Below are 12,362 nucleotides of genomic sequence, written 5' to 3' on the forward strand. Positions count from 1 at the left end.
AGTTGAAGATTTCGAAAGCCAACAGGGCGGTGACAATCAAGGCTCCAAAGAGCAAGCCACGCTGCAGACGCATACGGTTAGGAAAGATAGAAAGTTGATTGAGCATAATTACCTCCAGGTGGATGCCTGATATTACTAGAACTTCTGTGCTAATAATATAGAACAAAAGTTCTGGTTTGTCAATAGCGATTGTAAAAAACCTCCGAGATTTCTAAAAAATCTCGGAGGTTTTTTCAATCGCTTATGTTGTGAGGAAAATGCACGTTATAGCTCAATAATTTTTTTTCGGATCGCGTATTTGATGAGATCTCCCTTACTGTGCAAATCAAGTTTGTCCATCAGGTTAGTACGATGGGACTGAACAGTTTTTGCTGCAATGACCAGTATTTCGCTGATTTCTTTATTTGTGTACCCTTCGGCAATCAATTGGAGAACTTCGCGCTCGCGGGTGGTCAGGTTGTTATTATTCTCGACAGGCTGGATTTCACCCCAGCGCAAATAGTCTTCAATCACCAAGCGAGTGATTGCTGGGGAGAGCACGGATTCGCCTTTTTTGACCGCGTGGATGGCATCAATAAGTTCAGTGGCGCAGGCATCTTTGAGAATATAGCCTGCAGCCCCCGCAGCCAATGCCTGGCGGATATAGTTTTCGTAGTCGTACATGGAGAGGATGATAATTTTGATATGGGGATGGGATTGCTTGATCTTGGTAGTGGCTTCAATGCCGTTGAGCAAGGGCATGGCTACATCCATGACGATAATGTCGGGGATGAGTTTTTCGGCAATCTCTACGGCGGCGCGTCCATCACCGACTTCGCCGATCACCTTCAGGCCAGATTCGCGTTCCAGCAGGGAACGCAATCCATCACGAAGAATTGTGTGGTCATCCACCAATAGAATACGAATATCAGCCATGTAGCGATTTTATCATAATCACAAACCGGGTTCCTGAATTATGGACGTTGAAGGAACCCGGTTTTGTATTTTGCAGATGAATTTTGTTAAGGGATGGACCCTGAAATTATGTTGGCTGTGGTAGCTGCTGTAATTCTTCGAGTACCATGGCAACAACTTTGGGGATAGCGTCGGCTACCGCGGGGGTGGACTCCTCGCTAAAATCCAGAATATTTGTTACGTTCACCGCGTAGATCGAAAATTCGGTGGGGAGGTGAAGCCCAATTTCGATACCGGCCTCAAGCGCTGTTACCAGAGATGTGTCATGCGCCGAGGCGCTGTGCTGAGTGGGGCTGATATGCCGCAAATCATCCAACGTCATATGATGGATTGTGCCTGGCTCGTGCCCGTTATTGGTTAGCAGCGCATCGATCAGAATTACACGATCGTAACCTACCAGAAGCTCCATCAACCGCAAGCCGCCAACGCTGGCCTCGGTGATGGTTAAATTTATTGGAATGTTGGCGCCCAGCGCTTTTTCAACCTCGTAAGCAACTTTGACGCCAACCCCATCATCCGTCAGGATGGGGTTGCCCAGACCGATAACAATGATTTTTTCCATAGTTGAGTGACTCTACGGTGCAAAGCTATTGAGCGGAACCTTCCCGCTGGTGCTTTTTACAGTGAAGTCTTGAGTACTTTGGTGGTCACATCGTTGGATAGTTGGAAGGTTAGGAACCAACCAACTATCCAACCAAGAAACTAGTGAACTAATCCACGTATTGACTGCCCCGGCTGAGTTCATGGCCCTCGGCGTCACGGATGACGACTTCGAGAGGCATCTGGCCTGGCAGGGAGTGGGTTGCACAGGACATGCAAGGGTCGTAGTTGCGGAAAGCCATCTCAACAGTGTTGAGCAAACCTTCGGTAACTTCAGTCCCTTTAGTGATCAGGCCCTGGGCTGCTTTCTTGATCGACATGGCGATGGGGGCGTTGTTGTTGGTGGTGCCGACGATCAGGTTGACTTTGGTCAGGATCCCGTTTTCATCTGTCTTGTAATGATGGGTGAGAGTGCCGCGCGGGGCTTCTACACAACCCACACCTTCGGTAGGTGTTTCGGTGACTTTGGCACGCACGTTGGGGTCGGTGATCTCGGGGTCGGTGGCTAGCTCGAGCATCCGCTCGGCCGCGTAGAGCATTTCGATTAAGCGCGCCCAGTGGGTCGCCAAACGATGATGAACGGGTTTGTATTTTCCGTCAACTTTTTCGGCGCCCAAGGTTTCATACATGCGCTCGTAATGCTCTTGGGCTTTGGGGGTGGCTAAACCATCGGCGGCATTTAGACGAGAGAGTGGGGTACAGGTGTACACGCCGCTGTCCATGCCATCGGTGAAGCCATTCCAGCCCACATTTTTCAGGTAGGGGAACTTGAGGTAAGACCAGGGTTCTACGCGTTCCGTAATGTGATCGGCATAATCTTTTGCATCGTACTTGGCAAATTCGCCACCTTCAGGGTCCACGACTCGAATCTTGCCATCGTAGAAATTGGTGTGGTTATTCTCATCGACCATGCCCATCGAGTAAGTCTGATGGGTGAAGGTGTCGGAGACAATCAGGTCAACATAGGCTTTGTTGGCCAGCACGACGTCATCGAAGAGCTTCAGGCTGAACTCGCCAAAGGCGATATTATCGCGAGCGATTTGTTCAATATCTTTGCGAACTTCTTCAGTGACAGCTACGCTCCAGCCGCCGGGTAAACCGGCGACGGGGTGAATGCCGCGACCGCCTAACCACTGGATAACTTCGTGGTTGCGCTTGCGGTGCTGAATCACCTGCTTGCCGATATCGACGCCCACGGCGTGGATCACACCCAAGATATTGCGCTTGGCTGGATCGGAATTTGGGCCGAGGACAAAGTCGGGGCCACCGAGGGCGTAGAAGTGGACGGCGTGGTCGGTGCAGTAGAAGGCCTCGTAGAACATCTCGCGAATCTTCTTGGTTACCGAGGGAGGTTCCACATGGAAGAGGGCATCCAGGGCTTTAGTACCCGCCATATGATGGGCTTCAGGGCATACGCCGCAAATGCGGTTGGTGATGCGGGGCATCTCTTCTGCGGGGCGTCCGACGGAGAACTGCTCGAAGCCGCGCAACTCGGGGATCTGGAGATAGGCATTGGCGACGTTCCCTTCCTCATCGAGGAAGATTTCAATTTTGCCGTGGCCTTCCAGCCGGGTGATGGGATCAATTGTAATTCTTTTCATTGTCTTATCCTTTCCCATTACCATTAACTTTGGCTCGTCTAAGTAGGGAGTGGGCCATACTGAAGCGGTAGAATGTGCCGGCAGGATCAACGATGGTATCGACGACCGCTCCGATTTTTTCTTCCAGTTCCGCATCTTCCATGCCGGGTTCACCGGCACCGATTACGGACGCAATTGCTGAGAGCATTTTAGCTCCCTGATCCTCTACGCCTGGCATTGGCCCGTAGCAGCCGCGACAGCCCATATTGACTTGTGGGCAGAGCGCGCCACAGCCGCCGCGGGTTGCCAGACCCATGCAGACCAAGCCTTGATCGAGTAGGCAAATTTCAGGATCGGGGGTGATTTCGTAGGGGCGATAGAAGCGCTCAATGGCTTTTTCGCTTTTCACGCGATCGCATTCTTCGCAGACGGCCGTGTTGGTAACCCCAACTATGGATCCCTTTGGGGGTAACGGCGCGCCCTCTAAAAGTCCGGCCACCACAACCTGGAGAACAGCCCAGATTTGAGGCGGTTCTGGCGGACATCCGGGAAGGTAGTAGTCTACATCCACAACCTGGTCCAGTGATCTTACTGTGTGGTAGAACTCAGGCAGAGTCAAGGTTCCTTCAGCCACATCTACCGATGTCAGCGGAACAACCTGGTTTGGGTTATCCAGCGAGTGATTTTCGCCATAAACCGTGTTGAAGGTAGCCTCTTTGGATGTCAGGTTGGAGAGTGCGGGGATACAGCCTTCGTAGGCACAGGAACCATAGGCCACTAAGACCTTTGATTTCTGGCGCAGCAAATGGGCCATGTGCTCACTCTCGGAGTTGCGGATGGCGCCATTCCACAGACACACATCAATGTAGCCATCGGGATAGCTCTCGACGTGGTGGACTTTGAAATCGGCAATACAGGGGAAGAAGGCGATATCAAAGACCGAATCCACCGTCAGGATGTGTTCGTGAATATTCAAAACAGAGATTTCACAACCACCGCAGGAGGCGGCCCAGTACATTGCTAGTTTCGGTTTTTCAGACATATTAAACCTCCTCAGGGACTGGAACGGCAACGTGGTGACCATTGCCACCCAATACGGATTCGTTCCAGTTCAATGGGCCAAGAGCGCGAATTTGTTCGGTCATCTTGTCTACTCTTTCAGCCAGGAAGATGCCCTCTGAGGCGGAGGCCCACAAGAGTTGTACGCGGTCTTCCTCAACGCCCAGTTGACGTAGCATTGCTTTTAGCAAGATGAATCGGCGCAGGGCTTTGATATTGCCAGATACATAGTGGCACTCTCCAGGATGGCAGCCAGCGATGAGAACGCCGTCGGCGCCATCGCGCAGCGCCTTGAGCACGAATTGCGGGTCTACACGTCCGCTGCACATAACCCGGATAGGCCGCATATTGGGGGCGTAGTGAATTCGAGCTGTACCTGCCAGGTCGGCCGCGCGGTAGGAGCACCAATTGCACAGAAATCCAACGATTACGGGTTCAAATTGTTCACTCATAGTTTTTTCTCCAGTGTTCAGTTATCAGTGGTCAGTTTTCAGTATCCAGATGTTTTGGCTACTGAGCCTGTTTGCTGATAACTGTCTACGCGGATACCAGCTCCTTTTCAGGACGCACGTCCCACAAAATGCCCTCGATTTGGGAGAATAGTTGGTCGTTGGTGAAGTGAGCGCCGCTGATGATGCCACTGGGGCAGGCGGCCACACAGGTGCCGCAACCCTGGCAGAGTGCGGTGATCACCTCGGAAACCTTTCGATCGGCATGGAAGACGATGGCATTGTAAGGGCACATATTGTTGCAGATTCGGCAACCGGAGCATTCTTCCTGATGGATGGAGGCGCGTACGGGTTCCATCATCACTGTGCCGAGGTTGATCAACCCGGCCACGCGAGCGGCTGCAGCTGCGCCTTGTGCCACACTATCGGGAACATCTTTCGGGCCTTGACAGGCGCCCGCGATCAGGATGCCATCAGTCATTGTGGCAACCGGGTCCAGCTTGGGGTGGCGTTCGGTGAAGAAGCCATCGAAGTCGCAGCCCATCTTGAAGAGTTGGGAAATTCCTTTCGAGTCGGGTTGAGCCTCCATTGCGGGGCTGAGGATGACCATATCCACAGGCACGCGCCGTTGGCGGCCAATCAACGTGTCTTCGACCTGGACGATGAGTTTGCCCTCTTCTTCGGGTTTGCGGGCGGCGTTGGTGACTTCGGCCACTTTGCCGCGGATGAAGTGGGTGCCCTCTTCGAGCAGCCGGTTGTAGAACTCTTCGTAGCCTTTGCCCGGTGTGCGCATGTCGATATAGCAGTTATAGACTTCAGCGTCGGGGATGCGCTCGTGAACCAGATGGGCAAATTTCAGCGAGTACATGCAGCAAATCTTGGAGCAGTACTTGTGATAATTTTCGTCACGCGAACCAACGCAGTGGATGATCGCCACGCTCTTCGGCGCGGTCTTTTTGTCACGCAAGACGATTTTGCCATCGGTTGGCCCAGAAGCGTTGACCATGCGCTCGAATTCGATGCCGGTGAAGACATTTTGCAGGCGACCATAGCCGTATTGCGGAATGTTGGTCGAATCGAAAAGCTGGAAACCTGTCGCAAGGATGATATTGCCCACATCAACGGTGAGAATTTCATCTTCTTGGTCGAATTCAATCGAGTTGGGTTCTGTAGGACAGAATTTCTCGCAGGCCTTGCATTTACCTTTTTGGAAGTAAACACAATTTTCTTTGTCAATGACGGGGTATTTCGGCACCGCTTGAGGGAAGGGACGGTAAATAACTTTGCGATCTCCCATACCGGCCTCGAAAATATCGTCAACAACATTGAAGGGACATTTTTCAATACAGATGCCGCAGCCTGTGCAGTGTTCCTCATTGACATAGCGAGCTTTTTTGCGAATATTGACGGTGAAATTGCCAATGAACCCATCCACTTTTTCAACTTCGCTCCAGGTGAGCAGGGTGATGTTGGGATGCTGTCCGACATCGACCATTTTGGGGGTTAGGATGCAGGCTGAACAGTCCAGGGTGGGGAAGGTTTTATCGAGTTGTGCCATGTGGCCGCCGATGGAAGGTTCTCTTTCAACCAGATAAACATGGCGACCGCCATTGGCGAGTTCCAGGGCAGCCGTGATGCCGGCGATGCCGCCGCCGACAACCAGCGTATTGGGGTTGATCTCTACCGGGAGTTGCTCCAGGGGTTGATGGTGGACCACGCGCTCGATGGCTGCGTTGGTCAGCGCTTTGGCTTTTTGTGTTGCCGCAACTTTATCATCTGTCGTCCAGGAATTGTGCTCGCGGATATTAGCCATTTCGACCAAGAAGGGATTCAAGCCGCCTCGTTCGCAGGCTGTACGGAAAGTCTTTTCGTGCATGTGTGGTGAGCAGGAGGACACCACGATGCGGGTCAGGCCTTTTTCTTTGATATCTTCCTCGATCAAGTCCTGCCCCAGGCTTGAGCACATAAATTTGTACTCACGGGAAACTTCCACATTGGGTTGGTTCCCTGCCCATTCGGCAACATCCTCCACATCTACCACTTTGGCGATATTTGTGCCGCAATGACAGATGTATACTCCAATTTTTTCTTCACTCATAGGTCTCTCTCCTAATAGATTCTGCATGGTGAATTAATTCAAGACCTTTTTGTATAGTGCTTTGTAGAACAGGTCAACTGACTTGCTTGCTAAGGTATTTTTTGAAAAAAGGCGCAACCGATACAAGTTCGCTGCCTATACCGATCTTCTTGGGTGGAAGGCCCATTGCCAAACCGAGCAGTTGGGTAAAGTAGAGTACCGGCAATTTGAAGTTTGTGCCGAACTCATCGTTGACTTGTAGTTGGTAGCATTCCAGATTGACCTGGCATAACGGACATGCAGTTGCAATCACATCGGTGCCGCAATTGACCGCGCTTTGTAAAAGGGTTCGCACCATATCGAGCGCGGCATGGCGGCTGGTCATAATCAGCGAACCGCCGCAACAGCGCAGCCTTTCGGGGAAATCAACCGCTTCGGCGCCCATCGCAGAAACCAATGCCTCAAAGAACTGAGGATTTTCAGATTCCATGCCGTTATGTTTCGGGCGCACGATCTGGCACCCATAGTAGGGGGCCACGCGCAACCCTTCGAGCGGATTAGTGACCTTGGCGGCCACCTCTTCAACGCCGATTTCATTAACGAAGATTTCAATTACATGATGGACATTGATTTTGCCCTGGAATTGGAGATCGTCTTCTTCGAGGGCGTAATTGATATGTTCCGCCAGATCGGCATCTTCTTTGATGTACTTATTGGTGAAGTATGCATTTTTGTAGCAGGCGCTGCACGGGGCCACCAGGTCCAGGCCTTCTTTTTCGGCCATGGCCAGGTTGCGGGCTACCAGCGTGTAGGCCAGCAGTTGGTCAACATGGAAGTAAGTGGTCGCGCCACAGCAATTCCAGTCTTCCAATTCCTGAAGTTCTACCCCAAGCATACGGCTGGTTTCAACCGAAGAGTTGTTATAGCTTAGCGCCAACTTTTCGAGAGAACATCCGGGGAAGTAGGCAAACTTCTTCATTTTGCACCTCCCATCGGGATGATCCTGCGTATCATATTTTTGAAATTATCCAGTCGCTTGATTTTTGTTGGAAGCACGGGCATCCTGCCTTTGAGCATCATCTGAGTTGCCATGTGGGCTTCCTGGAGCACTTCTTTGATCCCCATGCTGAACATATAGGTTGGGGCCAGGAGAGGCTCATAGGAACGCCCGCTGCGGATGATGGTTTTAACAAAGGTTTCTGAGAATGTCGGGCCAACCAGATCGTCTTTGTACGTCTTATGCCAGATCGAATAACGTTTGACAGCGTACATGACATCGGCAATATCAATTTGGGCCGGGCACCTTACGTTGCATTGATAACAGGAAGCGCAGAACCAGTAGGTGTTGCAATCCAGCACATCTTCTTTGAGGTCCGCATTGATCATCCCAATCAGCCGCCGAGGTGTTTGATCCATGAAATTAGCTACCGGGCAGGAGCCAGAGCAAGTTCCACAATGGATACAATTCTTCAGCGGTTTGCCATGTGAAGCATACAGGAGGTTGGATATCTCTTGGCTGAATGTGGGTTTGGTTGCCATAAGCTTATTCCTGTTCTCCACGCGCTTTTTTCGCTGCTGCCTCTTTGAGCAGAGCATCAACTTTCTCTAAAAGCAGTTTCGGGTCCACAGGTTTTTCGAGCAATTCATCTGTGGGGAGGATGCGCGGATGCACAGGCTGGCCTGGGAAGAGGAAGGCCATTTGTTCGCGAATGCCGGTGATAATCAAAACCGGGATATTCCGCAAGACAGGATCCTTGTTGAGCTTGCGAGCTACCATGACGCCCTCTGCGCCTCTGCCCATCATAACATCGAGCAAGATCAGGTCGTAGGTTTGCGCATCCAGCGCCGCGAAGCCTTCTTTTGGATTGTAGGCCGCATCAACTTGATAATCTGCTTTTTCGAGAATCGCTTTGATCCCATCCACATAATCGGGATCATCGTCTATGATTAATAACCTCGTCTGGGCCATAAGAACCTCCTTAGTTCTGGATCCAATGGTTATTAAATTCCTGAGTAAATTTTTAACCGAGTACGGGCAGTTGGATTACAAACGTGCTGCCTTCGCCCAGTTTGCTTTCGACAGTGATATTTCCGTTGTGAGCTTCAATAATCCGCCGGGTTATTGCTAATCCGACACCACTCCTCCTTTCACCATCTGTTTTTGATTTGCCAACATAAAAATCTTCAAACAAATTAGGGATATCCTCTGCGGCGATACCTACGCCGTTATCACTTACCGAGATGAGAATATCGTCGTCATGCTCTTCAGCGGTTACAGAAACGCGCCCGCCAATATGTGTGTATTTGACGGCATTGCCGGCAATATTGGCTACTGCCTCAACCAGGGTGCCCTCGTCGCCATTGACCAAACTGAGCGATTCAGCGACATTTACACGAACATCAATATCTTTGCGAATGGCATGATTCTGAATATTCTCCATCGCCTTTTCAATCACGGCGGGGATGGCTACGGGTTCAAAATTCTCACGAATGCTATTTATATCTACAGAAATGGCTCGCAGCCATGTGTTTACCAATTTGACGAGATCAGCGATGCGCGTTTGCAGGCGTTCAAGTTTTTCGATTTGCTCAGCGCTGAGCTTGTCTTTTAAGTCATCGGCCAGGACAAATAGGTTGGTCTGTACGGCCCCGAGGGGAGACTTTAGCTCGTGGGAGACAATTGCCGCAAAATGTTCGCGCAGCATTTCTTTTTCTCGGCGCAGGGCAATTGTTTCGATCATTAATGTTCTCCGGTCTAAGCCTCTGCGCACAATCAGCCGTAGTTCATCGGGCTTGAAAGGCTTGGGGAGAAAATCGAATGTGCCTTTTTTCATCGATTCAACCGCGGCATCAATGGTTGCAAAGCCAGTGATAACGATTGTCACAATTGTGGCATCAAATTCGTGGATTTTGTCGAGCACCTCATAACCCGATAAACCGGGCATTTTCAGATCAACCAAAACCAGATCGGGGTGAAATTCATCCAATAAAGCAAGTCCTGCCATGCCGTTTTCAGCAGTGGCAATTTCATAATTGCCTTTTGCCAAAATATGGATGCAAGAATCGCGGATAATTTCCTCGTCGTCAATGATGAGTATTTTGGCTTTCTCATCCATGTTGTGAACTCTCTTTATTATTTCCATTGGCTCTGAGGGGCAACCCAATGATAAATGTCGCCCCGCGACCAATTTCGCTCTCTACAGAGATTGATCCTTTGTGGCCTTTTATAATGCCATAGCTGATTGCCAACCCCAAACCTGTGCCGTGCCCGACATCTTTGGTTGTGAAGAAGGGGTCAAAGATTTTTTTCTGATTCGCTTCGCTGATTCCGGGGCCGGTGTCGGAGAAGGCAATTTCGACGAAATCGCTCTCCGGTTTGTAGCGTGTGCTGATGGTCAGGTGCCCACTCCCTTCCATGGCTTCGGCGGCGTTGACAATCATGTTGATGAAAACCCGTTCAATCTGAGCATGATCGATGATTGCCATCGGCAGATCTTCTTGAAAATACTTTATCACCAGAATATTGTGAAATAACGCTTGATGCTCAACCAGGGAGGCGCACTCGTGCAACACTTCGTTAACATTGCAGAGCGCTTTTTCTGGCATGCGTTGGCGAGAAAAATCCAGCAGGCCGCGAATAATATCTCGACAGCGGTTCGCCTGCCCAACAATTTTCTCAAGAGAAAAACGCGTTGTGGCATCATCGCAAGCGCCATCTTCCAGCAATAGATGTGAAAAAGTAACGATGCCTTGCAGCGGGTTATTCAATTCATGCGCAATATTGGCTGAAAGCTGCCCAACCAGGGCGAGGCGTTCCGATTCCATGATGCGTTGAGTGGCGAATTCTTTAAGTTGGTCATCTCGCTTTTGCAGCGACTGCGCCATACGGTTGAACGAAATCGCCAGGTATTGCAACTCGTCGTTTGTGTGTACGGTAACGCGCGTATCCAACTGCCCAGCGGCAATCTCTTTGGAGGCCGAAACCAGCTTCCGAATGGGAATGTGGATACCCCTGGCGAGAAAATAGGAAGCTACCAATGAAATTAACGCCCCGGCAATCGTGATTGCTAAAAATGTGAGGATGGTGCGCTGCTGAATATCGAGATATTTTTGCTCCAGCACACCTACATATAAAATCCCGATCACGCGCCCATAGACATCATGGATCGGTTCGTAAGCGGTGATATACCAATTGTTGACCACGTAAGCCCGGTCGATCCACGGTTCGCCCTGCACGATGACACGGTTATAAACCTCTTCGGATACACGTGTGCCGATGGCCCGTTCACCGTTTTCATTTTTTACATTCGTGGAGATACGTACATCATCCATGAAGATGGTCGCCGTGCCAATATCCTGGCCCTTATAGATTACGTCTTCATAAACGGTTTGCTTGATCTTGTCCACAATTTCGTAGTCTTTGGAGAGCAGGACACCGCCATAGACTACGCCAATGAGATTCCCTTCATAATCGAAGATCGGCGCGGCGGCTTTCAGCATCATGCCATCGGTGATTTCGGTTTCTTCACGCTCGCGCGCCAGGTGTGTATCAATGAGTTCGATGTAGGCTTGTTTAGCTAACTCTGGAATATCGCGTTGCAATATCTCGCCACTAACGATGATTGTGGCCGCAGAAGGTTTTTTGCTGTATAGCGTTCGGTTGATAATCGTGTCACTGCCCTGATTGTCGCCAGTGAGATCAGGGTTGCAGGTGCGGATGAGTACATAACCATATTTGTCGGTGATAGCCAACACATCGAGATTTTCGGCTTTTTTGATGCGATCGAGTTCATCGAACGCGGCATCCAAATTTCCATTGATGAGTGCATCCCGCAAGAAAAAGCGACTCGCCGTGGACTGCACGGTGGTGTCGATCTGATTAAGCTGGTTGTTATAGATTTCACGGGCTGAATTGAGATCGTTGCGCACCTTCTCTTGCGCCTCCGACAAAATCAGGCTGCTTACGAGCCGGATGCCGACCACCATAAAAACACCGCTGATGAATACAATCACAAGCAAATAGCTCAACATGAGCTTTGCCCCAATTTGCACCCGCACATTGCGCAGCCGGAAGAAAAATCCGGTTGGCGGGTGATGATCGGTGGTGGGTTCAGCAGAACTAGTCATTTTTTGTGTTGCCCACCCCTCCCTCTCTCAAATTTGGGAGAGGGAGGGTGAGGGCCTGATCCTGATCTTCCGTTATCGAGTTACTCGCTTAGAGCCTCGAATACAAGCTCGATCAAATCTTTTACAACGATATATTCTTCGTTGCTGGTTGTTTTAACGGCATCAGCGTACATGGTGATATCTTTGGGGCAAGCGACGATGAAGTCCGTCACGTTGCCGAGTTCAACGGCTTCGCGAATGCGAGCTTCACTGGGACGTTCGCTCATTTCGCCCTCAGCCATCCAGATGCGTCCGCCACCCGCACCGCAGCAGAAAGCCTGATCGCGGCAACGGGGCATTTCAATGATCTCACAGCCAGTAGCCTCAATGACGCGCCGCGGTGCGTCATAAACGCCGTTGTAGCGTCCCAGGTAGCAGGGGTCGTGGTAAGTGACTTTGTAGCCCAGTTTTTTGATGAATTTCAATTGCCCGGAAGCGATCAACTGGTCAAGCAATTCCGTATAGTGCAGCACGGGT

12 protein-coding genes are annotated in these 12,362 nt (G+C 50.6%); all 12 read right to left on the reverse strand.

The annotated features are described in order from the left end of the window. Positions 1–264: 264 nt before the first annotated feature. Positions 265–915 (reverse strand): response regulator transcription factor, encoded by a 651-nt coding sequence (locus tag HN413_03965; GenBank protein MBT3389545.1) that lies wholly within the window; start codon positions 913–915, stop codon positions 265–267. 106 nt (positions 916–1,021) lie between these two features. Beyond that, a complete protein-coding gene (locus HN413_03970; protein ID MBT3389546.1) occupies positions 1,022–1,516 on the reverse strand; it encodes a hydrogenase maturation protease in 495 nt (164 codons plus the stop codon). Positions 1,517–1,664: 148 nt separating this feature from the next. Then, on the reverse strand, positions 1,665–3,155 hold the full coding sequence (locus HN413_03975) for a Ni/Fe hydrogenase subunit alpha (protein MBT3389547.1): 1,491 nt from the start codon (positions 3,153–3,155) through the stop codon (positions 1,665–1,667). A 4-nt stretch (positions 3,156–3,159) separates the two neighbouring features. Continuing rightward, positions 3,160–4,176: an oxidoreductase gene (locus HN413_03980; protein MBT3389548.1), complete on the reverse strand. Its 1,017-nt coding sequence runs from the start codon at positions 4,174–4,176 to the stop codon at positions 3,160–3,162. Between the two features lies 1 nt (position 4,177). After that, positions 4,178–4,645, reverse strand: coding sequence for a hydrogenase iron-sulfur subunit (locus HN413_03985; protein ID MBT3389549.1), 468 nt, complete (start codon positions 4,643–4,645; stop codon positions 4,178–4,180). A gap of 85 nt (positions 4,646–4,730) precedes the next feature. Further along, complete coding sequence (locus HN413_03990; protein ID MBT3389550.1) at positions 4,731–6,740, reverse strand: CoB--CoM heterodisulfide reductase iron-sulfur subunit A family protein; 2,010 nt, start codon at positions 6,738–6,740, stop codon at positions 4,731–4,733. A 73-nt stretch (positions 6,741–6,813) separates the two neighbouring features. Beyond that, a complete protein-coding gene (locus HN413_03995; protein ID MBT3389551.1) occupies positions 6,814–7,698 on the reverse strand; it encodes a CoB--CoM heterodisulfide reductase iron-sulfur subunit B family protein in 885 nt (294 codons plus the stop codon). Then, positions 7,695–8,258: a hypothetical protein gene (locus tag HN413_04000; GenBank protein ID MBT3389552.1), complete on the reverse strand. Its 564-nt coding sequence runs from the start codon at positions 8,256–8,258 to the stop codon at positions 7,695–7,697. Before HN413_04000 ends, HN413_03995 begins: the two co-directional genes overlap by 4 nt. A 4-nt stretch (positions 8,259–8,262) precedes the next feature. Further along, entirely contained in the window at positions 8,263–8,688 is a 426-nt protein-coding gene (locus HN413_04005; protein ID MBT3389553.1) for a response regulator, read from the reverse strand. Between the two features lie 52 nt (positions 8,689–8,740). Further along, the gene (locus tag HN413_04010) at positions 8,741–9,835 is read right to left on the reverse strand and encodes a response regulator (GenBank protein MBT3389554.1); all 1,095 of its coding nucleotides are present in this window, start codon (positions 9,833–9,835) and stop codon (positions 8,741–8,743) included. Next, complete coding sequence (locus tag HN413_04015) at positions 9,828–11,846, reverse strand: HAMP domain-containing protein (protein MBT3389555.1); 2,019 nt, start codon at positions 11,844–11,846, stop codon at positions 9,828–9,830. The genes HN413_04010 and HN413_04015 overlap by 8 nt, the downstream gene beginning before the upstream one ends. A gap of 80 nt (positions 11,847–11,926) precedes the next feature. After that, a partial coding sequence (locus HN413_04020; GenBank protein MBT3389556.1) for a (Fe-S)-binding protein occupies positions 11,927–12,362 on the reverse strand: 436 nt, incomplete at its 5' end.

The organism is Chloroflexota bacterium (assembly GCA_018648225.1).
Taxonomy (GTDB): Bacteria; Chloroflexota; Anaerolineae; order Anaerolineales; family UBA11858; genus NIOZ-UU35.